This window comes from Nocardia jinanensis (assembly GCF_014645735.1).
Lineage (GTDB): Bacteria > Actinomycetota > Actinomycetes > Mycobacteriales > Mycobacteriaceae > Nocardia > Nocardia jinanensis.
In genome coordinates this window covers 674,873-697,738 of record NZ_BMMH01000001.1, presented here as the reverse complement: position 1 = coordinate 697,738, position 22,866 = coordinate 674,873, and the positions used below count along the sequence as shown (strand labels likewise).

Annotated in this window: 18 protein-coding genes and 1 pseudogene; 10 read left to right on the top strand and 9 right to left on the bottom strand. The window is 69.6% G+C overall.

Translation table 11 applies throughout. From position 1 onward, the window contains the following. Positions 1-7: 7 nt before the first annotated feature. Both IEY68_RS03200 and IEY68_RS03195 read right to left on the bottom strand, forming a co-directional pair. A complete protein-coding gene (locus IEY68_RS03200) occupies positions 8-1,375 on the bottom strand; it encodes an HRDC domain-containing protein (protein ID WP_189093994.1) in 1,368 nt (455 codons plus the stop codon). Between the two features lie 38 nt (positions 1,376-1,413). Beyond that, positions 1,414-1,965, bottom strand: coding sequence for a DUF3000 domain-containing protein (locus IEY68_RS03195; RefSeq protein WP_062996114.1), 552 nt, complete (start codon positions 1,963-1,965; stop codon positions 1,414-1,416). Between the two features lie 305 nt (positions 1,966-2,270). Here IEY68_RS03195 and hemE point away from each other — a divergent pair, with 305 nt between their 5' ends. From hemE to hemQ, 3 genes are all read left to right on the top strand, one after another. Continuing rightward, positions 2,271-3,326 carry a uroporphyrinogen decarboxylase gene (gene hemE / locus IEY68_RS03190; protein WP_062995971.1) on the top strand — a complete coding sequence of 352 codons (1,056 nt, stop codon included), beginning with the start codon at positions 2,271-2,273 and terminating at the stop codon, positions 3,324-3,326. Between the two features lie 147 nt (positions 3,327-3,473). Continuing rightward, complete coding sequence (locus tag IEY68_RS03185) at positions 3,474-4,901, top strand: protoporphyrinogen oxidase (RefSeq protein ID WP_189093992.1); 1,428 nt, start codon at positions 3,474-3,476, stop codon at positions 4,899-4,901. Positions 4,902-4,925: 24 nt separating this feature from the next. Next, positions 4,926-5,621 (top strand): hydrogen peroxide-dependent heme synthase, encoded by a 696-nt coding sequence (gene hemQ / locus IEY68_RS03180; protein WP_062995969.1) that lies wholly within the window; start codon positions 4,926-4,928, stop codon positions 5,619-5,621. A 92-nt stretch (positions 5,622-5,713) separates the two neighbouring features. Here hemQ and msrB read toward each other — a convergent pair whose 3' ends face one another. The 4 genes from msrB to IEY68_RS03160 all read right to left on the bottom strand — a co-directional run bounded on the left by msrB (position 5,714) and on the right by IEY68_RS03160 (position 10,066). Further along, positions 5,714-6,166: a peptide-methionine (R)-S-oxide reductase MsrB gene (gene msrB / locus IEY68_RS03175; protein WP_062995967.1), complete on the bottom strand. Its 453-nt coding sequence runs from the start codon at positions 6,164-6,166 to the stop codon at positions 5,714-5,716. Between the two features lie 35 nt (positions 6,167-6,201). Continuing rightward, positions 6,202-7,548: a glycosyltransferase family 87 protein gene (locus IEY68_RS03170; protein WP_062996113.1), complete on the bottom strand. Its 1,347-nt coding sequence runs from the start codon at positions 7,546-7,548 to the stop codon at positions 6,202-6,204. Between the two features lie 107 nt (positions 7,549-7,655). Next, positions 7,656-9,206, bottom strand: a complete 1,551-nt coding sequence (locus IEY68_RS03165; RefSeq protein WP_062995965.1) for an alpha/beta hydrolase — start codon at positions 9,204-9,206, stop codon at positions 7,656-7,658. A 95-nt stretch (positions 9,207-9,301) separates the two neighbouring features. Then, on the bottom strand, positions 9,302-10,066 hold the full coding sequence (locus tag IEY68_RS03160) for a pyrimidine reductase family protein (protein WP_062995963.1): 765 nt from the start codon (positions 10,064-10,066) through the stop codon (positions 9,302-9,304). 35 nt (positions 10,067-10,101) lie between these two features. On the opposite strand from IEY68_RS03160, the gene zapE reads away from it, so the two are divergent. Both zapE and IEY68_RS03150 read left to right on the top strand, forming a co-directional pair. After that, positions 10,102-11,118: a cell division protein ZapE gene (zapE, locus tag IEY68_RS03155; RefSeq protein WP_062995961.1), complete on the top strand. Its 1,017-nt coding sequence runs from the start codon at positions 10,102-10,104 to the stop codon at positions 11,116-11,118. A gap of 159 nt (positions 11,119-11,277) precedes the next feature. Then, positions 11,278-12,087, top strand: coding sequence for a tyrosine-protein phosphatase (locus tag IEY68_RS03150; RefSeq protein WP_062995959.1), 810 nt, complete (start codon positions 11,278-11,280; stop codon positions 12,085-12,087). 31 nt (positions 12,088-12,118) lie between these two features. On the opposite strand, the gene IEY68_RS03145 is transcribed toward IEY68_RS03150, so the two are convergent. Next, the gene (locus IEY68_RS03145) at positions 12,119-12,652 is read right to left on the bottom strand and encodes a GNAT family N-acetyltransferase (protein WP_062995957.1); all 534 of its coding nucleotides are present in this window, start codon (positions 12,650-12,652) and stop codon (positions 12,119-12,121) included. Positions 12,653-12,828: 176 nt separating this feature from the next. Between IEY68_RS03145 and IEY68_RS03140 the strand changes: the two genes are divergently transcribed. From IEY68_RS03140 to IEY68_RS03130, 3 genes are all read left to right on the top strand, one after another. Beyond that, entirely contained in the window at positions 12,829-15,291 is a 2,463-nt protein-coding gene (locus IEY68_RS03140; protein WP_062995955.1) for a flavin-containing monooxygenase, read from the top strand. A 7-nt stretch (positions 15,292-15,298) separates the two neighbouring features. Beyond that, positions 15,299-16,252, top strand: a complete 954-nt coding sequence (locus tag IEY68_RS03135) for a LysR family transcriptional regulator (RefSeq protein WP_189093991.1) — start codon at positions 15,299-15,301, stop codon at positions 16,250-16,252. A gap of 149 nt (positions 16,253-16,401) precedes the next feature. Further along, entirely contained in the window at positions 16,402-17,316 is a 915-nt protein-coding gene (locus tag IEY68_RS03130) for a hypothetical protein (RefSeq protein ID WP_229718573.1), read from the top strand. 248 nt (positions 17,317-17,564) lie between these two features. Here the strand turns inward: IEY68_RS03130 and IEY68_RS03125 are convergent, their stop codons facing one another. Next, positions 17,565-18,785, bottom strand: a complete 1,221-nt coding sequence (locus IEY68_RS03125; RefSeq protein WP_229718572.1) for a sigma-70 family RNA polymerase sigma factor — start codon at positions 18,783-18,785, stop codon at positions 17,565-17,567. 482 nt (positions 18,786-19,267) lie between these two features. Here IEY68_RS03125 and IEY68_RS03120 point away from each other — a divergent pair, with 482 nt between their 5' ends. Further along, the gene (locus IEY68_RS03120) at positions 19,268-20,374 is read left to right on the top strand and encodes a baeRF11 domain-containing protein (RefSeq protein WP_062996104.1); all 1,107 of its coding nucleotides are present in this window, start codon (positions 19,268-19,270) and stop codon (positions 20,372-20,374) included. Between the two features lie 27 nt (positions 20,375-20,401). Here IEY68_RS03120 and IEY68_RS37005 read toward each other — a convergent pair. Beyond that, a pseudogene (locus IEY68_RS37005) lies at positions 20,402-20,818 on the bottom strand (pentapeptide repeat-containing protein); the annotation flags it as partial. A gap of 801 nt (positions 20,819-21,619) precedes the next feature. Here IEY68_RS37005 and IEY68_RS03105 point away from each other — a divergent pair. Further along, positions 21,620-22,822: a helix-turn-helix domain-containing protein gene (locus IEY68_RS03105; protein WP_062995951.1), complete on the top strand. Its 1,203-nt coding sequence runs from the start codon at positions 21,620-21,622 to the stop codon at positions 22,820-22,822. The last annotated feature ends 44 nt before the right edge of the window (positions 22,823-22,866 follow it).

Below are 22,866 nucleotides of genomic sequence, written 5' to 3'. Positions count from 1 at the left end.
TCGGCTGTCAATTCTCGGGCTGGTCGCTCAAGGCGGTCGTGAGCGGCTCGGCGGCGAGTTCCCGCTGCCAGGGCCGGGCACCGTGGGTTTTCAGGAAACCGTCGACCGCCGTGGCGACCGCGCCGGCGGCCTCCGGGTCGCTGCGGTAATCGGACAGACCGTCCCAGCACAGCCGGCGTACCAGATCGGGGGAGAGCAGATTCTCCACCGGCACCGCGACCTGCTCGGATATCCGGTTCATCACCGCGCGGGCCCGGGCCAGCCGGGCCGCGGCCGCGGGATCGCGGCGTTCCCAGCGGTTCACCGGTGGCGGGCCGTCGTAGGGCTGACTCATCCGCGGCAGGTCCTCGTCCGGCAGCAGGCGGGCGCGTTCCACCGCACCCAGCCATTCGCGGGAGTAGCGGCGCTGACGTGGGCCGCCGAAGACCGGTAGCTCCCGCAGTTGCCCGATGGACGCAGGGTCGGCTTTCGCGGCCGCGATGATCGCGGAATCCGGCAGGATCCGCGACGGCGCGATATCCCGGCTGCGCGCCAGGGTGTCGCGGGTGGTCCACAGCTCGCGCACGATCGCCAGCTGACGGGCCCGGCGCAGGGTATGGATTCCGGAGGTGCGCCGCCAGCGGTCCGGCTTCGGCGCGGAGGGTTCGAGTAGCCGGATATGTTCGAATTCCTGCGCGGCCCATTCGGTTTTACCCTGTTCGGCCAATGATGCGGCCACGGCCGCGCGGAGTTCGATCAGCAGTTCCACATCCAGCGCGGCATAGTTGAGCCAGGCCTCCGGCAGGGGCCGGGTGGACCAGTCCGCGGCGCCGTGCCCTTTGCGCAGCGCCCGGCCGAGCAACTGCTCGACCATGGCCGCCAGACCGACCCGGGGGAATCCGGCCAGTCGCCCGCCCAGTTCGGTATCGAACAATGCCGCCGGCCGCAGCCCCAATTCGCCCAGACCGGGTAAGTCCTGGTCGGCGGAATGCAGAATCCACTCCAGGCCGTTGATGGCCGCGGCCAGTGGCGCCAGCGCATCGGCTACCGGTATCGGATCGATGAGCACGGTGCCCGCGCCCGCCCGGCGCAACTGGATCAGGTACGCCCGCGACGAGTACCGGAAACCCGAGGCCCGTTCGGCGTCCACCGCCAGCGGCCCGGAACCGGCGGCGAGACGTTCGGCGGCCTCGGCCACGGCCTCGGCGGTACGGCAGACCGAGGGTATTCCTTCGGCGGGGACCAGCAGCGGAACGGCCGTGGGCTCGGACGGATCGGATTCGGGCCCAGACGCGGCAGCGTCGTCCCGTGGCTCCGGATCGAACGCCGGAGGCAAGCCGGTGCCACCATCCGGGTGGTCACCGGACAGGTGTTCGGGCTCCTCTACTACCGGCATAAAGGGCCACTCTACGTGGCCGGGTCTACCGCCGAGTTTCAACCACGGTCGGTATCGCCGGCCGGGGAGGGGCGCAGATCGGTGATCCCGGCCGGTGGCAGACCCGCCGCGTAGGCCAGGACTTCCCCGAACGCTTCCACATGGGGTCGCATCTCGGTGGTGCGGGCGGTCCACGATGCCCGCAGTTCCAGCTGGTGCGCCCGCGGTGGACCGGCGATATCGCCGTAGCGCACCGAACTGGTGGAGGTCACCGTTCCGCCGAGCGCGGTGAACGGTCCCTCCCTCGATTCCAGGGCGTCCACCAGCCAGCTCCAGGCGACCTCCGGCAGCAGCGGATCGGCGGCCAGCGCGCCGTCGATATCGGCCTGGATATAGGCGACCAGGCGGAACACGCCGTGCCACGCCTCGTCGCCGTTGGGGTCGTGGAGCAGAATGAGGCGCCCGAAGGCGTCCCCGTCGGAATCGATCGGTACGACGGGCGAGTCCTCGTGGATCACCTCGGCGCCGAGCGCGTAGGAGTAGGGGGCGAGACGCTGCGGCGGACGGATCGGGGACAGCTCGATCCGCGGGTGTACGGACGCGGCGCCCATCGCCGAGACGGCAGCACGAAACGATGCGGGTTCGTCGCCGGACCCGTCGTCGGGTGCGCCGTCGCGGATATCGAGCGGTGTCACGGGGAATGACGGTAGACCTGTAGCACCCGGGGCGCGCGGAGGCGCGCCGGGCGACCGTTGTTGCTGCGTGGGCGCGGCCCCTCGTGGTAAACACCGCGCAACCCGCCCGGGAGAGCAGCTACTCACCGCCCAGGACGGCGGATCGCGGGTGGTCGGTGATCCCGGCGGTGGTGTGCGGGCGTGCGCGCCGGGTCGCGCGCGGCCGCATACGATGGCGGGTGATGAGCACATATACGCGCCGCCGGTTGTCCGATGCCCCGTTCCTGGCCGCCGCCACCGGCGCCGCACCGGTCCGGCGGCCGGTGTGGTTCATGCGCCAGGCGGGCCGGTCGCTGCCGGAATACCGCGAGGTCCGGGCGGGTGTCGGGATGCTGCAGTCGTGTTTCGACCCCGAACTCGTCTGCGAGATCACCATGCAGCCGATCCGCCGCCACGGAGTCGACGCGGCCATTCTGTTCTCCGATATCGTCGTTCCGCTCAAGGCGGCCGGAATCGATCTCGATATCGTGCCGGGTGTCGGCCCGGTGGTGGCCGCGCCGGTGCGTACGGCCGCCGATGTGCAGGCGCTGCCGCGGCTGCGGCCCGAGGAAGTGGGCGCGGTCACCGACGGGGTGCGGCTGCTGGTGGGCGAACTCGGGCAGACCCCGCTCATCGGTTTCGCGGGCGCGCCGTTCACGCTGGCGTCGTATCTGGTGGAGGGCGGCCCCAGCAAACACCACGAGCGCACCAAGGCCATGATGTACGGCGATCCGACGGCCTGGCACGCGCTGCTCGGCGCGCTCACCGATATGACCATCGTGTTCCTGCGCGCCCAGCTCGAGGCCGGGGTCGACGCGCTGCAACTGTTCGATTCGTGGGCCGGGGCGCTATCGCTGGCCGATTACCGCCGCTATGTGCTGCCGCATTCGGAGCGGGTGTTCGCCGAACTCGCCGAGGCCGATGTGCCCAAGATCCACTTCGGGGTGGGCACCGGAGAACTGCTCGGTGCGATGGGTGAGGCCGGCGCCGATGTGGTCGGCGTCGATTGGCGGTTGCCGCTGACCGAAGCGGTGCGCCGGGTCGGTGCCGGGAAAGCGTTGCAGGGCAACCTCGATCCGGCGGTGCTCTTCGCGGGCTGGCCGGTGGTGGAGGCCGAGGCACGCCGGATCGCCGAGGAGGCGGATGCGGCCATTGCTTTGGGGGCCGCGGGTCATATCTTCAATCTGGGCCACGGTGTGCCCCCCGAGACCGACCCGGGGGTGCTGACCGCGCTGGTCGAGCTGGTCCACGAATTGTGAGGCGACCGCGGGCGCAGGCCCGCGGCGGCACGAACCCGCACCGGTGACGCGGCTGTCGCGGCATCCCGTCCGGGGCCGGGTTATCCGCCCGGTCTGTGCGTGGAGGGTGGGATCTCCGGGCGCGGAGACGCCGGATACGGTCGGGGTATGAGAATCGCGGTGGTCGGTGGGGGGATCAGCGGGCTCGTCGCGGCGTACCGGTTGCGCCGGTCGCTGGGGGAATCGGCCGCGATCACCGTGGCCGATATCCGGGACCGGATCGGCGGGGTTCTGCGGACCAGCGAGATCGCCGGTGAGCCGTTCGACCTGGGGGCCGAGGCGTTCGTCGGCCGCCGCCCGGAGGTCCCGGAACTGCTGCGCGAACTCGGTATCGCCGATCAACTGGTACATCCGGCCGGTCTGCGCCCGCTGATCTGGTCGGGTGGGCGGACCCATCCGCTGCCCGGACGAACCCTGATGGGTATCCCGGCGACGGCGGCAGCCGTGGCGGGGCTGGTCGACGCCGAGACGGTCGCACGGATCGCCGCCGAACCCGAGCGGCCGCTGACCTGGCGGCCCGGCACCGATACCGATGTCCACTCGCTGGTGGCCGACCGGTTCGGGGAGCAGACCGTGGCGCGCAGTGTCGACCCGCTGCTCGGCGGTGTGTACGCGGGCAGCGCCCGCTCCATCGGGGTACGGGCGGCACTGCCCACGCTGGCGGCCGCGCTGGACGGGGGCGCGGAGAGCCTCACCGAAGCGGTATCGGCCGTGCTGCCCCCGCCGTCGGACGCACCGGTCTTCGGCGCGCTGCGCGACGGCTACGGCGCGCTGCTGGCGGCTTTGGCCGCGCATACCGCGGCGGTGACCGTCCAGGAGACCGCGATCACCGGTCTCCGGCGGGTATCCGGCGGATGGGCGGTGGATCCGATCGGGGAGTTCGAGGCGGTCGTGCTCGCGACCCCGGCCCCGGTGACGGCCCGGCTGCTGGTCGATATCGCGCCCGCGGCGGCGAACGCCGCCGCCGGGATCGAGCTGTCCTCCTCGGCGCTGGTCGCGCTCGAGTTGCCGAAGGACACAGCACTGCCGCCGAATTCGGGTGTTCTGGTCGCGACCGGGGAACCGCTGCGGGCCAAGGCGTTCACCCTGTCCAGCCGGAAATGGGCGCATCTGGCCGCGCGCGGTACGGCGCTGGTGCGGGTGTCCTTCGGTCGTTTCGGGGACGACGCGGTGCTGGGCCTGTCCGACGCCGAGCTCATCGATGCCGCCACCGCCGATCTGGCGACGGTGACAGGGGCGCCGATCATCCCGCGTTCCGCGATCGTGCAGCGCTGGCCGGGTGGGCTCGCTCAGTACGCACCGGGCCACACCGAACGGATCGCCGAAATCGAATCCGCGCTGGCCGGTTTCGACGATCTCGCGGTGACCGGTGCCTATCTGCACGGTGTCGGTGTACCGGCCTGCGTCGCGGCGGCGACGCGAGCGGCGGCCCGTATCGCCGCGGCCGGGACCACGGCATCGGCCCGAAGGCCGTCCCACGGCGTAGCGGAGGTGGTGGGGCGGGTACCCGATGGCCCGGCCCCGCCTCGTAGGTGATCGGGCGAGTGGCACGATGGGGCCATGGCGCGACTCGATTACCAGTCTCTCAACTCCAGCATCCGCTATCTCATGTTCTCCGTGTACCAGGTACGGCCCGGAGCCCTGGGGGACGACCGCGCGACGGCGCTGAAGGAGGCCCGCGAGTTCTTCGACGGCCTGGCCGATCGCGGGGTCGTGGTGCGCGGCGTGTACGACGTGGCCGGGATGCGCGCCGACGCCGATTTCATGGTGTGGACCCACGCCGAACGGGTCGAGGATCTACAGGCCGCCTACGCCGATTTCCGGCGCACCACCGAACTCGGCCGGGCCAGTACCCCGGTCTGGAGCAATGTGGCACTGCACCGGCCCGCGGAGTTCAACAAGAGCCATATCCCGGCGTTCCTGGCCGGTGAGGAGGCCGGGAACTACATCTGTGTCTACCCGTTCGTCCGGTCCTACGAGTGGTATCTGCTGCCCGACGACGAACGCCGCAAGATGCTCGCCGACCACGGCAAGGAAGCGCGCGGCTATCCCGATGTGCGGGCCAATACCGTCGCCTCGTTCGCGCTCGGCGACTACGAGTGGATTCTGGCGTTCGAGGCACCGGAATTGCACCGCATCGTCGATCTGATGCGTGACCTGCGCGCCACCGAGGCCCGGAGGCACGTCCGGGAGGAGACCCCGTTCTACACCGGGCCGCGGGTCGAACTCGACCAGCTCATCGCCGCGCTGCCCTGATTCCCGGACGGCCACCCGATACGAGCCCCCGGAACTGGGGGCATGCCGGCCGGGTGGTCGTTACGTAACGTACCGCTGGGCAAACGGTGAGTTCACTCCGCTGTGCTGGTCGAGGGGTGCAGCCGCAGGGATATCGAGTTGATGCAGTACCGCTTGTCCGTGGGTGTCGGGTACCCCTCACCCTCGAAGACGTGTCCGAGGTGGCTGTGGCAGTTGGCGCACAGCACTTCGACACGGCGCATCCCCAGCGAATCGTCCTCGCGCAGCAGTACCGCCTCCGAGGCCGCCGGGTCGAAGAAGGACGGCCAGCCGCAATGCGATTCGAACTTCTCCGTACTGCGGAAGAGTTCGGCGCCGCAGGCGCGGCAGCTGTAGACCCCTTCGGTCTTCGTATCGGTGTATTCGCCGATGAACGGCCGCTCGGTGCCTGCTTCGCGGAGCACCGCGTACTCCGCGGGATCCAGCTTCGCGCGCCATTCCTGCGGGCTCAGCTGGATCTTCGGGGCGGGCAGGGAGATATCGGTCGCATCCGATTCGGAGCTCATGATCCCACGCTACGCGGTCGGCGTGACGCGGGGTCTCAGCCGTGGACGCTCTGCGTCTCGGCGACGCGTGTACCGGCCGGCTCCGGGGTCGAGGGTGCGGTGGGAGCCGGGGGGCGGCCCGGTTGTGCCGGCGTGGCGAAACCGTCTGTGCCGCCGTCCCGGGGATCGGGCGCATCGGCCATCCACGCCGGGTCCAGGTTCGGCAACCGGCCTTCCCGGCGGGCCGCCAGGTACCGGTCGCCCAGAACACAGAACACGACGACCAGCAGCAGGCCCCAGCCGAAGGTGATGCGCAGGTACTCCAGGTTGCGGCCGATATCGGGCCAGCGGTCGGACAGCCATTTGTCGTAGGACAGGAACCCGAACACCGCCAGCCAGGCCGGCCAGTTGCGCAGCACGGAATTGCGCAGCACCACCGACATGAGGAACGGGAACAGCATCATCGAGTAGTACATCTGACCCAGCGACGCGAGCAGCCACGAGGCGGTGAGCAGGACACCGGAGGCGGTCGTGACGAAGAACAACTCGTCGGAGCGGTAGTAGCGGTACAGGATCCACAGCGAGACCAGCACCAGGACGACCATCGTGAGACGGATGGTCCAGGTGAGCCAGGGCGGCAGCCCGTAGTACTCCGCGTTTCCGGGGATGGCGCTGTTGAAATAGTCCCGGGTCTCGAACAGGTACGGCAGGGTGCGGGTGAAGAAACGTTCCGGATCCCGGGAGAGCGGCCAGGCGACGGCGGTCAGCGCGATCGGGATGGTCACCGCCGTGGCGACCAGGGTCCACTGTTTGCGGACCAGGGCGATCAGCAGCAGCGGCGCCAGGGTCGGTTTGACGGCGATACTGAGGCCGAGCACCACGCCTGCCCATATATCGCGGCGTCGTAACAGCAGGATCAGGAACAGCATCTCCGCCAGCAGCAGGCATCCGTTGACATTGGTGAACACCAGCGTGTTGATCACCGTCTCGGACAGGAACATCGCCAGCAGCAGCACCGGAGCGGCGATCGAGCGCAGGGTGTAGTTGAACAACCGCAGCAACAGGTACCAGGCGATCAGGATGGCGACAGCGTTGAGCAGGATGAACAGCCAGCGCGACTTCTCGTAGTCGATCACCGCGATCGGCGCGATCAGCAGGGTGCCGCTGGGCGGATACAGATAGTGCGGATCCACCCAGTCGAAGTTGGACGTGTAGACCTCGCGTCCGTTCAGGAAATCCAGCGAGGCCTGGTAGACCGGCTTGTAGTCATCGGTGATGAAACCGTTGACAGCCTTGATGAACACCCGGTTCAGCACGGTCATGACCGCCAGCGGCCAGAGCGCGAACCGGATCACGTCGGCGGTTGTTCGAGCAGTGCGGGGCTCGAGCTGTCGAAGGAACACCACGGCACGGTACACCGGGCGGTGCCGCGGTGTTGCCGGGGCCCACCCTCGACGCGCCGGTCAGACGCGCCTCGGGACGTGCTCGGGGAACCTTCGGGCGGTCGCGGTCAAGCCGGGCAGGCGGTGCCGTCGCCGGGCAGCCGGCCGTCCTTCAGGTAGTCCACGAGCGCGGTTTGCGCGCATCCGGAATGGGCGCTCACCGGATGACCCCAGCCCTGCCAGGTCATGGTCGAGCTGCGGGCGCCCGCGGCGCCGAGCGCGCCGGTCACCGAGGCCTGCGCGGTTCCGGTGACCGGGTCCCCGATACCGGTGAGCACCAGTACCGGCAACGCGAGCTTCTCCAGTGCCGGCGGTGCCTCGGTGACCGGCCACGCCGAGCAGGCCAGCATGGAGAGTGCGGTAGCGCGTCCGAACGCGGGGTACTTCTGCGCCCAGATGCCGGTCAGATCGGTGATCTGGGGTGCGGGCGGGCTCTGCGGCATATCGGTGCAGCCGTTGACGAACTGGCCGTCGCTCGTGGTGGCGGCTTCCTGCTGGTCGATGATCGCCTTCAGGGCCCCCGGATCGCCGCGACCGGCCGCCGACAGTGCGTCGGCGAATTCGCCGACCCGGCCGGTCCGGTCCGCGCGGGGGCTGCCGAGGAACCCGGTCACGGCTGTGCGGACCGCGTTTGCCGAGATGTCGCCCAGCCGGCCGTCGGCGGCTTTCTGCACCAGTGCGGTCACCGCCGCGCGCGGATCCGGTCCGAGCGAGCAGGAGATCCCGACGCACTGCTGCGCGAACGCCGACAGCGCGGCCTCGGCGCCCTGGACCGCCGTCTCGGTCCGGGTGATCGTGTCCACACCCACCGGAGCAGGAGAGTCGAGGACGAGACGGGCGAGCCGGTCACCGTATTTGCGGGCGTACTCCATCCCGACCAGTGCACCGCTACCGGTACCCAATACGGCGATGTGGCCGACATCCCACTCCCGGCGCAGCTGCTCGATATCGTCGGCGGCGTGCGCGGCATCGAAGGTGCCGTCGTAGGGCTGCAGGAAGTCGCGGCAGGCGATGGTCCCGTTGCGAGACAGGTCGGACATCCCGGTCACCGGATCGCCGCCGGGGCTGAACTGGGCATTGTCCTGCAGGCCCGCGCGGATATCGGCGGGCAGGCAATCGATCGCCTGGGAGGTGCCGATACCGCGGCGGTCCACCGCGACCACCGGGTGTGCGGTGAGCAGCGCGTTCGCCGGGCCGCTCGCCAGACCGGCGAGAGTGGCGCCGGAGGAGCGGTCCACACCGGAGGTCAGTACGACGGGTGTGGCGTCGGGCGGGGTCTGCGGTAGCCGGGCGCGTACCGCACCGGCGCGGAAATTGCCCAGTACCGAGCCCGCGCTGTCGATCGGAGTGGAGAAATCGGCGCATTCCAGCACCAGCCCGGCCGGTCCCGGACCCATTCCGGACCGGTCGAACGTTTCGCGGGTGCAATCGCGCCAGGGCAGATCCCTTTTCGGGACCTCCGCGGTGGGCGGCGGCGGGACCTGGGCCGAAGTGATGGAATCGCCTGGTACAGGCGGATGTTCGACGGCCACGTGCGGGCGGTCCGACGGACCGGCACCACATCCGGCGATCATGATCAAGAGTGCCGAGGCCGGCACCACTGCCCGAGTCCAGCGCATGCGCTACACCCTGCCAGGTCCGGATCGGATTCGCCCGAGCGGGACGTCCCGCATCCGCGCGGCCGCCGGCGTCACCTACTCGCGCCGCCGCGGGTTCACCCGCGCACCCAGCGAGCGAGCATCGTTCCGTCCGCGTCGAAGAGCAGATGCGCCGGGGCCATACGCAGGCCGAATTCCTCATGGGATACCGAAATCCGGCGTGCCCCACCGCCGACGAGCAGGGGCGCGGTGGTCAGGCAGAGTTCGTCGACAGTGCCTGCGGCCGCCAGCGATCCGAACAGTTGCGGGCCGCCCTCGCACAACACCCGCCGCAACCCGCGCGCGGCCAGTGCTTCCGGGACCGCGCGCGGCGCGATGACCTCGTCGCCGATCTCGATCACTTCCGCACCCGCGTCGGCGAGGGCGCGTACCCGGTCGGCGGGCGCCGCCGCCGTGGTGAGGATCAGGGTCGGGGTGCGAGCGGTGGTGATGACCCGATGGCCGGGGTCCAGCGCGGCGGAGGCGGTCACGATCGCGATCGGAGGTGGGGCGCCTTCGGGATGACCGCCGATGCCCCGGGCGAAGAGGTCGCGGCGCAGCCCGGCGTCGGTCTGCGCGCCCCCGTAGTTCTCGGCGCGTACCGTGCCCGCACCGACCAGCACCACTTCGCACAGTTCGCGCAGCAGATGGAACACCCGTTTGTCCGCCGGTGTGCCGAGCGCACCCGAGACACCGCCGGGGCCGGTGACGGCACCGTCGATACTGGAGACGAAATTGACCCGCAGCCAACTCTCTTCCCGTTCGCCCGGGTAGGCGTACAGATCGGCGAGCGCGTCGTTGTCGAGGTCTGTGAGCTGGATCGCATCGGGGATACGCTGCATACCAACAGCTCATACCACGTCACTAGGCTACGTCCATGCCGATGCGCCTCGTCGACCGCCGTCCGGAGGTCCCCGCCGACCAGCTGGTCGCCCAGATGGTACCGCCGCCCATGTTCGACGAGGTCGGTTTCGACACCTATATCCCCGACCCGAACGAACCCAGCCAGGCCGCGGCGGTCACCTCGGCCCGCGCGTTCGCGGACAAGGTCACCGCCATCCACAGGGCCGCGAACAAGAAATCCCTCTTCGGGAAGAAGAAACCGACCCAGGGGGCGGGCCTGTACCTCGACGGCGGCTTCGGCGTCGGTAAGACCCACCTGCTGGCCTCGATCTTCCACGGCGCCCCCGCGCCCAAATCGTTCGGGACCTTCGGTGAACTCACCAATCTGGTCGGTGCGCTGGGATTCGCCGGCGCGGTCGAGCGACTGTCGGCGAACAGCGTGCTGTGCATCGACGAATTCGAACTCGACGATCCGGGGGATACGATGCTGGTCTCCCGGCTGCTCACCGAGCTCTCCGCGAGCGGAGTGTCGGTGGCGGCCACTTCCAACACGCTGCCCGGTCAGCTGGGTGAGGGCCGGTTCGCGGCCCAGGATTTCCTGCGCGAGATCAAGAAGCTCGGGTCTATTTTCGATACCGTGCGGGTCGACGGCCCGGACTACCGCCACCGCGATCTGCCGCCCGCTCCCGAACCCAGCAGCGATACGCAGTTGACCGAGCGGGCAGCGGCCACGCCCGGCGCGACGCTGGACGAGTTCGACGCCCTGCTGCGCCATCTGAGCACACTGCATCCCTCCAAGTTCAGAGCGCTGATCGACGGCGTATCCGCGGTTTTCGTCTCCGGTGTGCATCCGGTGAACGATCAGGCGGTGGCGCTGCGCCTGGTGGTGCTGGCCGACCGGCTCTACGACGCGGGTACTCCGGTGACCGTCTCCGGTGCGAAACTCGACGAGATCTTCTCCCAGGAGATGCTCGACGGGGGGTACCGCAAGAAGTACCTGCGCGCGATCTCCCGGTTGCTGGCGCTCTCGCGTTTCGAGGTCCCGGCCTGAGGCAGCCCGCCGGTAGCCGGGCCCGCCGGATCGCTGTGGCGCCGACGCGTACGACAGGCCGCGACGCGCCGTTTCCGGGTTGACCCGGGGACCCCGGGTTGGTTTGCTGAGTCCGGCACGCCGCGCGGGGGTGCCGGCGAGCAGGATGGGAGTTCCGCCATGGTTCATCGTTCGGCGCGTGTACCGGCCGCTGTTCTCACCGGAGCACTGGTGGTGTTCGCTCCCGTCGCGGCGGTGAGTGTCGCCGCGCCACCGGCGGTCGGCGATGTGCTCACCGTCGATCGGTCACTACATCTGACGGGTGCGCCCAACGCCCGCGACCTCGGCGGTTACCGCACGATCGACGGGCGCACGGTGCGATCCGGTATCGCCTTCCGCACCGATCAGCTCAACAACCTCACCCCCGCGGATCTGTCCGAACTGAACCGGCTCGGAGTCCGTGAGGTCGACGATCTGCGCACCGTCTACGAGCGCGCTCTGGGACCGGACCGGGTTCCCGCCGGTGCGCGCGCCAACTGGTACGACATGATCGGCGCCGCCCCGTTGCCGGAACTGATGTCGACTCTCGCCGGTGGTAACGATCTGTACCGGGCGTTCATCACCGCCCCCGGGGCGAACCAGGCGGTGGCCGGAGTACTGCGTGATATCGCCGCGTCCGGGGCCGGTCCCGAGCCGGGGGCGGTGCTCTTCCACTGCACCGCGGGCAAGGACCGGACGGGCTGGACCGCCGCGGTCCTGCTCACGGTGCTCGGCGTGGATCGGGCCACGGTCGGCGAGGACTATCTGCTGTCCAACCACTACCGCGCCGCAGCGGCCGGTGACCCGGTGGGCGGGGTGCGGCAGGAGTGGCTCGACTCCGCTTTCGATCAGGTCGCGCGCAGCTACGGCAGTTTCGACCGTTACGTGAGCGAGGGACTGGGCCTCGGCCCAGCGGAGATCGACGCGCTGAAGCAGCGCATGCTGAGCTGAGAGCGATCGGGCGGGCCGGAAAACGAGCCCGTCAGAACTCGAGCCGCAGCACGTAATCGTGGTGCACCTGACGTCCCACAGTGAAGGTCCTGGTACCCACCTGCCGGAAGCCGTATCTGGCGTAGAAGCGCTGCGCCCGCAGGTTCTGCTGGTTCACGCCGAGCCAGACACCGGCACAGCCGGTGCCCCGGGCCTGCTCCAGTGCCGCGTGCATGAGCGCGCTGGACACCCCGGTGCCGTGATGGCCGGGTAGCACGTACATCTTGCTGATCTCGAGGACCGGATCCAGCGATATCGCCGTCGCCACCGCGGGGTCGGCCGGTGGGCCGCTGTGCAGGATGGCATATCCGACGATCTCGTCGTCGGCAACCGCTTTGAGGACCGTGCGTGCCGGATCGGACAGGTATTCGCCGAACCGTTCACCGGAAAGGACCTCCGCCAGGAACACCTCGATATCTTCCATATCCGAACCCGGCGGGCAGGCCAGCGGAAAGGTCGCGGCGGCGACATCGCTGAGCGCTTCGGCGTCCCACAGTCCGGCCCGGTCCACGGTGACAGTGGTCATATCTCAATGAGACCACAGCCCGGTGACGCACCGGTGTGTCCGCAGGTCCGGGAGGTGCGGGCGCATCACGCGGACAGCTCGTCCGGGCTCGCGCCCGGTCTTCCGCGACCTGCGGTGATAGGCGTAATGGAGCCTTCAGCTTTGCTGCCGGACACATCCGACGTAATCTCTCGCCCATGAGGAGCGGGAACCGCATCGCAATCGTCGGTGCGGGTATCGCGGGTCTGGTCTGCGCGAAGGTCCTGAGTGAGGATGGGTTCGCGGTCGAGGTATTCGACCGAGCCCCCGATATCGGCGGCGTGTGGAGCGAGACTCGCCGTTACCCGGGCTTACGCGCGCAGAGCAGCAAGAACACCTACCACTTCTCCGACCATCCGATGCCCGCCGACTATCCGCGGGTGCTCGACGGAGCACGGATGCAGGAGTACCTGGCGAGCTATGTGCGTGCCTTCGGCCTGACCGACCGGCTCCGGTTGCGCACCGAGGTGGTCGCGGCCGACCCGGTCGACGGCGGCTGGCTGCTCGAGATCCGCGACCTCGACGGTGTGCATCGCACGTCTTGCGATCACCTGGTCATCGCCAACGGTGTGTTCAGCGAACCCGCGGTCCCCGAGTTCGCGGGTGCGACCGAATTCGGGCGCGCCGGTGGTCAGTTGGGTCACAGTACGCAGTTCCTGGATGTGGACGCGGTGCGCGACCGGTCGGTAGTGGTGGTCGGCTACGGTGCCGCGGCCTGCGATCTGGCCACCGAGATCAGCCGGGTGGCCGCCGAGACCACGGTGGTGGCACGCCGCCTGCTGTGGAAGATGCCGCGTCGTCTCGCCACCGGACTGGACGCCGAACGGGTGCTGCTCACCCGCACCGGCGCCGCCCACTTCCGGCATCCCGAACCCGGCCGGTTCGAGCGGTTCCTGCACGGTCCCGGCCGCTCCTTCCGGGAGAGCAACCTCGATCTCGTCGAAGCGCTCGTGGCGCAGCGCTCCGGTGCCGCCGAGCTGGGCCTGGTGCCGCCCGCGCGGTTCGAACAGGCGCACGAGGCCGCGTTCGGCCTGGCCGCGGACGGTTTCGCCGAACAGGTGACGGCCGGTCGTATCACCGTATGCGGCGAGACGGATATAGCCGCACTGGGCGGCAGCCAGGCCGGGCCCTACGCCGAACTGTCCGACGGCCGGTTGGTCCGCGCGGATATCGTCGTCTGCGCCACCGGGTTCCAGCAGCGCGTACCCTTCCTGACCCCGTACGTGCAGCGTCAGCTCACCGACGACGACGGTAATTTCCGGCTGTACCGCCAGATTCTGCCGCTACAGGTACCGCATCTGACCTTCGCCGGCTACAACTCGTCGCTGCTGAGCGCGGTAGGCGCTGAAGTGGGCGCGCACTGGACCTCGGCCCTGCTCACCAGGAACCTGTCCCTGCCGCCCGCGGAGACGATGAACGAGCGGATCGAGGCCCGGCTGCATTGGATGCAGGAATATACCGGCGGGCATCACGCGCACGGCGCGTCGGTCACTCCCTACGCACTTCGCGATATCGACGAGCTGCTGGCCGATCTCCGGGTGAAACTGCCACTCGCGGCCCGCGCCGCGCAATGGGTGCGCCCCGCCCGGCCCGGTGACTACAAGGCGGTGTCGCGGCGGAAACGGGGCCCGGTGGCCCACGATCCCGGCTCCGCAGCGTACGGCGCACCTACGGTGCCACCGCAGCCCACGGCGCGCACCGGTGCGACCGAACCGATCCACACCGGCGCCGCCCGGCCCGAATCGCCGGGCGGACAGCCGGTGGCGTCCGAATCCCCGACAGTGCAGTTGCCGGGTTCGGCGCTCCCGGGCGCCGACGATCGGACCAAGATCCTCGCGGTGCCGGCCGGGCGCCCGCCCGGTTCGGACGAGAATCGGGCCACCCGATCTGCGCCCGGGAAGGCTCCGCAAGCGGTGAACGAGCCCCGGCCGGGTAACGCCCCCGAGCCGGTGAACACCCGGTGGCCCGTGAGCGCGCCGCAGCCACCGAATGCGCCGCGTCCGGAAGATGCCGTACCACCCGCCGCGCCCAATGGCCGATCCGCGGACACACCACCGCCCGCTGCCGCGCCGCAGCCGCCCGTGGATGCCGCACAGGCCGCGGATGCCGCCCGGCGCGCCGCGGCGGAGAAGCGGGCGGCGGGTATCGCCGCGCGGTCCAACAGCCCCACGATCCGGCTCGATATGCGTGCGGCCCAGGCCGCCGCGGCCGCCTATCCTCCCGCAGTGCCCGAACAGTCGCCCGCCGGCCCGGTGACGCCGGACGGGGCGCCGCAGGTCACGCACCCGGCGTCCCCCGCCGAGTCGGCCGAACCGAAACCGGAGTCGGCCGAACCGGATTCGGGGACGACCGAACCGGAGACCACGGATTCGACCACGGCGCCCGGAAGTACGGAATCGGACGGTATCGAACAAAGGCCGGACACCGAGTCCACCGATCCGGCCCCCGCGGCCACCGGACCGGAGTCCGCGGATTCGGTGCCCCCGCCCGGTGAATCGGAGTCCGCGAATTCGGCTCCCGCAGCCGATGATTCGGCGACCGCGGGTTCGGCGGCCACCGAGGCGGGATCGGCGACCACCGAGCCCGAAACGCAGGCCACCGGCGCGTCCTCGCGCACCTGATCCGGCCGTGCCGGATCTGGATCTGAACCTGCTGGTGGCGCTGCACGCCCTGCTCGAGACGAACAGCGTCACCCAGGCCGCGGAACGGCTCAACACCTCACCGCCCGCGATGAGCCGCACCCTGGGCCGGTTGCGCCGCGTCTACGGCGACCCGCTGCTGGTGCGCGCGGGGCGTCAGCTCGTGCCTACTCCGCGGGCGCTCGAGCTGCGGTTCGAGGTGAGCGCGCTGGTCGAACAGGGCCGGGCACTGCTGGCGAAACCCGATACGGTCGACCCGGCCGCCCTGGTGCGCGGTTTCGCGCTGCACGTCGACGACGCGGTGCTGCCCGAACTCGCTGCCCGGCTGCTCACCGAGGTCCGTGCCCAAGCACCGGGAGTGACACTGCGCTTCGTGCCGGGCGATACGGCTGCCTCGGCGAACGCGCTGCGCGACGGCAGTATCGATGTCCAGGTCGGTGTGATCGCACAGGCCGATCCGCAGACCAGGGTGGAACGGGTGCGCGGAGACCGGCTGATCGGTGTCGCCGCTCCCCGGCATCCACTGGTCACCGAACGGGTGACCGTCGCCGCGTATGCCGCCGCGGCCCATATCAGCATCTCGGCACGCGGTATCGCCCGCGGACCCATCGACGACCGGCTCGCCCTGCACGGCCGCACCCGCCGCGTGGTGGCCACTGTCCCCGATCTGACAACAGCGTTGCTGGCGGTGCGCTCCGGCGCCGCGGTGTGCCCGGCCCCGGCGGTCGTCGCGGCCACCGCGCTGCCCGCGTTGGGTCTGTGCTCGTTCGAGATCCCGCTGCCGCTGCCGGAAGTGACGATCTCGCTGGCCTGGCATCCGCGCAATACCCCGGACCCCGCGCACGCGTGGTTGCGCACCCTGGTGCGTACGGTCCTGGCGGCCTCCGATCCGGTGACCGGGACACCCCCGGGCGGGAAGATTGTACGGGTCCCATCTGGGTAACTGCTGGGCAGAAACCTGGCGGTGACCGGCATCTGTGGAGCACCCTGGAATATGTCGGCGTGGTGTCGGGCCGACATGGTGGGACGGGTTAGATGGGTGGTCGCATGCAGACGAAGCGGCGGACTGAAATACGGTGTGGGCGCCGGACGATGTTGTCCGACCTGGGTATATCCGACGGTCCGGTGGGTACGGACGACGCGGAGAAGACCGCATCGGGTTACGGTTGCGGCTGTGCTCGCTGTGTGGAGGCGCAGTGGGACGCGCAGCGACTCAAGTACTGGCTGGCGAGCCGGCTGCTCGCGTTCGGTGCGGACGAGGCGGTGGTGGACCGGCGCTGTGGTCCCGTCACGGTCGATGTCTGGTGGCGGCGCGGTACCGAGCAGTTCGCGATCGAGGTGCGTACCGGCCCACTGACTCAGGAACTCGCGCAGGAGCATACGGGCCAGTTGCGCGCTCTGGGGTACGCGGGCGTGCTGTGGTTGTGCGCTCCGGGTTTCTGGGTGTCTCAGCTGCCGGCCCTCGGTATCGCCGATCTTGCTCCTGTCTCCTGTGAGTACCGCGCGGTGACCGGCATGTTGGAAACCGGCCCCACCGGGCGGGTCGCGCCGGGTGAACGACCCTACGAGTTGCGGGAATTCCTCCGGCAGTGGGTGGCAGGTGAGGTCGCGTGGGGATACCGCGACCATATGCGGAAGGGATGGGCGGCCGTGACCGATTGGGAGAAGCACACCAGGACCCAGGCGCTGCTGCTCGAACAGCAGCGGCTGGAACTGATGACTCAGCGCACCACCCTGGCTGTGGCGCGGCAGGCGGTGCGGGAGAAGAAGCAGCAGCTCGCCAGAACGGTTGCCCGGATGGAACGTACCGCGCAGCGTGCGCGGGAACAGGCCGAGGCGGTGGCGGCCGTGGATCGCCGGATCGCCGATCAGCAGCGAGTGCACCGCGCGCTGGAGGACACCATCCGGCGCCTGCACAAAACCATCGACAACTGGCAGTTGATAGTCGTTTTCGTGATGCTGTTGCTGGTGACCTTCATCGCGGCGACCATGCTGGTCAAACCCTGACCCGCGGCTATCCGGGCCTGGGCGGTCCTTCGGCGTGGGTCACAGCGCGCGGAGGGCGGGCGGGACACCGAAGCAACCGTGGACGGACCTTCTCCAAGGCTGCGCAGGCCGCGCCGAGCGCGGCTGCACCAGCAGTAGGTCTCGCCGTGCCGGAACCGCCCCCGCGCCCCGAGGGTTTCCGGGACCGGCCGTAGCCTCACCGGTGAACGGGCTCGTACCGCGTGGCCGGGGCGCCCCGGCGGCCGGTGCTATCCGGCGGCCAAGCGGAACGGCGCCCGGTCCCACTGCCATTCGTGGCGGATCACCAGCGTGATCAGATCGAGGAGATCGAATCCGGTGTCCGCCCGCAGCTGTCGCAGCGCGGGCAGCCGGGCCGGACCCTCGGCGAGTAGTTCGCTGAGACGGTTCTCGATCCCGGCGGGCACGCGGCGGGCCGCCAGTTCCGGTTCGCCCACGGAGCTGCCCGTCCAGAGCAGCCAGCCCCAGCCGTTCTCGTGCGCGCGGGCCCGGGCGGCCGCGCACTTCATCCGGTTCACGTGGAAACCGATATGCCCCAGTGGTTGTTCATCGATCAGCACCCGGCGTCCGTCGGTGAGTTCGGCGACCACGGTCGGGAAGTGCAGATATTCCTCGCCGTCGATCCGATATCCCACGGCGTCCGGATATTCCTGAAAGGTGTGGATCCGGTCGTCGGTGTCGAGCAGGCGCAGGAGCCGGGCCTCCAGGCCGGAGTCGAATCCGATATCGCGTCCGGGTTTGTGCAGATAGAACCAGCCGCGGCCGTCGTCGTCCAGATCGAAGGTGCGTGCCGGAGCGGTGGGCAGCGGTGCGGGCGAACCGGATCCGGTGGGCCAATCGATCCGGTTCGGCCAGGGCGGCGGTGGTCCGGCGGGCGTCCCGTCGGCGCGCAACCGGGACAGCAGGTGATTGGTTTTCTTGCGCCAGCCCACGATGCGCTGGGTGACGAATCCGGCGATCCGTTTCGCGTCGGCGGCGGTATGCCCGGCCAGGCGCAATTTCAGGTACGACAGATCGTTCACCGCGATATCGGTATCGGTGGCGTAGGTTTCGGCCAGCAGCGCGCGCGTCAGCACCGAATCCCGGGTGCCCACCGGGTAGCGCCGGGCATACTCCGGGACCGGTAGCCGCCCCGCGCGCGCCGTGTGCCGGAGCAGTTCGCCGGCCGCCTTGGTGTGCAGCTGGCGCGCGCGGTCGCGGGAGAAGTCCAGCCGCGCGCCGATCCGGGTGAGCGTTTCCGGGCGGTCTCCGGAGATACCGAGCCGTAGCCGCAGGATCGTACCGGCCCGTTCCCGGTCGACCGCGTAATCGTCGACGAGCCCGGCCAGTTCGTGGGCACATTCCTCGAACTCGAAGGACAGGTGATCGCGCAGATCGTCGGGAAAGGAGTCCCCGGTATCCGTGCCGGCCGGATCGTCCGGCAACACGTCTCGGGCTGGTTCCGTCTGCACACACACCCCCTGTCGGGACCTCGGCGGACCGGTCGGCTCTAGCTCGTGCCGGTCAGCTTAACCTCGTCCGCCGACAATCCCGGCGGCTGCCGGGAGCCGCCGTTCGCGCGCCCGGGGCGATGCGGCACCCCGATCGGCCGGGAGGTCGTCCGCCCAGGGCCCGGCCCCGGACTCTCGGTAGCCGCCTTCTGGAGGCAGTAGCGACCCGGTCGCCCATCTGCGCGAGGTATCGGATCGCCGGAGGATCCGGTCTGTCCGAGCCGCGTATCGCGGGATCCCCGTCGAGGCAGATCGGGCCATTCGGACCTGTGATCTAAGATCTAATGAGGTTTGCCGAGTAATTGCCGAAGAAATATCGATCCACCGGCCGACGTTCGCGGAAACACCAGCGGAGACGAGCCCGCCACGACCGGTCACCGAGTTCGGACACGGTTGCACCGGATATCGGCGCGCTGATCCGACCGACAGATGTGGAGGATTTCGTGCTGCACACCGATATCCCGACCCGCGGCGAAATCGAAGCGCTCGCGGCCCTGACCGACAATTGGTGCGTCTCGATCTACACTCCCACCGAATCCGATTCGGCCAACCCGGACCGCAACCGGATCGCGTTCTGGGATCAGGTCCGCCGCGTGCTCGACCAGGTCACCGATCCCGAGGCCCGGGCCGCCCTGGAAGAGGAGTTCGACGTCCACATCGACGACGCCGAGTTCTGGCGCTACCAGTCGCGCACACTGGTCGTTCTCGCCACCCCGACGCGGATCCGCAGCTATCGCTTGCCCAACGAACTGAACGCCTCCGAAACGGTGGGCGACCGCTTCTACCTCAAACGCCTGCTCCGCGCGGTGACCTTCCCGCAGTCGGCGTTCGTTCTGGCCCTCGCCGAAGGCGGCGTCCGCCTGGTGGAGGTCACTGCCGACAAACCGGCGTACACGGTGCGGGTCCCCGGTCTGCCGACGAGCGCGGCCGATCATGCCGGCAGGGCGAGTCTCGGCGATCGGGCCCCGAAACGGCGGGTACAGGGCGAAGAGGGCCGCAAGATGCGGGTCCGCCAATACGCCCGCGCCATCGATACCGAACTCCGTGATTTCCTGTCCGGCCGTCACGTCCCGCTGATCCTCGCCGCGACCGAACCGATCGATTCCCTGTTCCGCTCGGTGAACAGCTACGACAACCTGCTCGCCGAAAGCATCCCCGGCAACCCGGAACACGCCTCCGACCAGGAGCTGGCGGAGCGCTCCCGGGCGATTCTGGACCGCCACTACGCCGCGCAGCTGGCCGAGCTCACCGAGCTGCTGAACCAGCGGCGCAGTGAGGGCCGGGCCGCCACCGACGTCTCCGATCTCGCCAGAGCGGCCGTCGCGGGCGCTGTCGACACCTTGCTCGTCGATATCGACGCCGCGGTCCCCGGCACCGTATCCGCCGACGGTTCGGTCACGTTCGGTGAACCGGGCGCGACCGACGCTCCGGGCATCCTGGACGAGATCAGCCGCCGCGTTCTGCTGACCGGTGGCCGGGTGCTGGCGGTCCGCGCCGACGATCTGCCCGACAGCGCACCGATCGCGGGGATTCTCCGCTACGCGGCGTAGCCGCCGGAAACTGAACGCGCTCGCCAGATTCGCGCCAGTGAGGTTCGCAGCGGGCATGACCGCGCCGTCTAACTTGGCGAAGTCCAGCTTGGTGCCGATCAGGCTCACAAAGCTCAAATGAGATCCGCGAAGATCGGCTCCGCTCAGATCGAGGTCGCCGAAGTCGACGCTGTCTAGCCTGCATCTGGGTAGAGATGCCTGACGCAGGTCGATAGACGTATTTGCCCAGGATTTCGGGTCGTCCAGCGGCCTGTGGCGGCGCTGGGTGAGAACGCTGACGATGGTCTGGCGAATCTCGCGTTCGGAACTATCAGGCTCCGAGTGATCTTCTCGTTGAGGAAAAGGGACCCATAGATACCACCGCAAGAGATTGATGCAGACCTGACGCTCGTCGTCCTCACCGAAGGCGTGCCAGTCGTCGGCGAGCGCGGTCAGTGCGTACACGCCCGCCTGCCGGATGGCGGAGGACTCGTCCGCGATCTGGGCGGCAATCGCGGTATAGCGGTCTCTGAGGTCCGATTCCCGCTCACGCTGGGTGTCCTCGGTATGCCGCCGGCGTTCCCGGGCTGTGTCGGCCTTGTGCTGCGCATCCGAGACATAGGCCAGGACACCGGCGCTGAGCGCGCCTGCTCCGGCGAGGAAGGTCGCGAGGGGCTGCGAGAATCCGGCAGGGACTCCGAACAGCAGGGCAGCCCCAAACCCGCCGATACCGCCCCCGGCTCCGGCGAGCGCTAGGCCGAACCAGTGCGACCGGCTCAGCCGGCATCGGGGTCGCCAGCGCCGCGCGCTCGGTGATCATGTTCCGTACCGGGTCGGCGTGCTCGAAGGACGGCACGATCACGGCGGTGGCGTTGTGCTCGAGCAGAGCGCCGGTCAGGATGAGCGCGGTCGCCAGCGGCCCGCAGTCGAGATAGACGGTGTGCACCAGGCGGTAGCCGTAGCGCTGCGCCACCTGGTGGATATCCACTCCGTTGCCGTGCGCGTCCTTGCGTATCAGGCCGATCGCCTTCGGTGAATCGCTCTGCATCGTGGGTCCCCTGTCGTATCCCCAGTTGGTATGCACCCGCCGCCGAGGGCTCGACCTCCCGGCGGCGGGGCTGTGAAAACCATCACGCCGTGGCGTACGAACCTTGTTCCGCTGGGGAACATTTGGGTCCGCGCCCGGTCGCCACACCGTCGCCCGAGAGATGAGGGACAATGCACGTAAGGCGTGGGTACTCGATAGGGAAAGCGCAGGTGCGCGGTATGACCGACGAACCGGATACCTTCATCGGGCAGCGGGTGCGCCAGATCCGGGCGCGGCGCGGCATCTCCCAGCAGGTCCTCGCAGACCGGGCAGGGGTGAGCCGGTCGGTGGTCGCGAAGTACGAGACCGGGCTACGGCCGGTCGATTCCCGCCGGACGCTGCTCGCGCTGGCCGGTGCACTCGGCTGCACACTCGGCGACCTCACCGGCGGCGAGGACCGGATAGACCCGGCCACCAGCGCATTTCACCGGTCGGTAGCCGATATCGAAACCGCCCTGTGGACACAGGGGAGCATCACCGACACCCGCCCGCCGCGCAGCCTTGATGAGCTGGCGGAGGCGGTCGAACTGGCTTCCCGGCTGCGCCATGCCGGGGACTATGCGGCGCTGGGTCCGCTGCTGCCCGATCTGCTGACCGATGCCTACCGGCTGACCGATGACGGCAGCGCGCAGTCGTGGGACCTGCTGGCGACCGCCGCCTACGGGGTGTCCTCCGCGCTGCGCCAGCGCGGCCATGACGCGCTGGCGTGGACGGCCGTGCAGGAGTCCGAGCGGGCAGCGGAGCGGGCCGACTCTCTTGCCCCGGTCGCTGCTGCCCAGTTCCTGAAGTCTCAGATACTGGCCGCGCGCCCCGGGGCGCTCACGGCAGCGCTGAGCACAGCGACCGGGGTGGCTGACCGGCTGACCACCGACGCACGCACGCGCGGCGAACTGGAGACGGTGGGCATGGCCCGGCTCCAGGCCGGATTCGCGGAGACCCTGGCCGGAGGGGACGCGGCACCCCACATTGCGGAGGCGGCGGAACTGGCGGAGCGGCTGGCGGAGGCCCCGGCCGGGCACAGCTCCGCCCGCAACCGGACATTCGGCCGGGCGAACGTGGCCCTCTGGCAGATGAGTTCGGCCGTGGAGCGGCGCGAGCCCAGTGAGGCGCTGCGGATCGCGGAGACGCTGGACCCGACTGCTCTCCCGAACGGGGTGCGGCACGCGCAGTTCTTCGTCGAGTTGGGCCGTGCGCACGCGATGAAGCGCGATCACCGTGCGGCGCTGCATGCGCTGCTGCGGGGTGAGCACGCCGCTCCGCAGCACGTACGCGGTATGGCTCCGGTGCGTGAGCTGGTAGGCGGGATGCTGCGCCAGGCTCAGCGTGGCCTCACCACGGGGGAGCTGGGGCGGCTCGCTCAGCGCGTCGGCGTCGTGGTGTGAGCCTGGGCCGCGCGCAGAGGATCAGTCCCAGGGCGTGGTCTTGA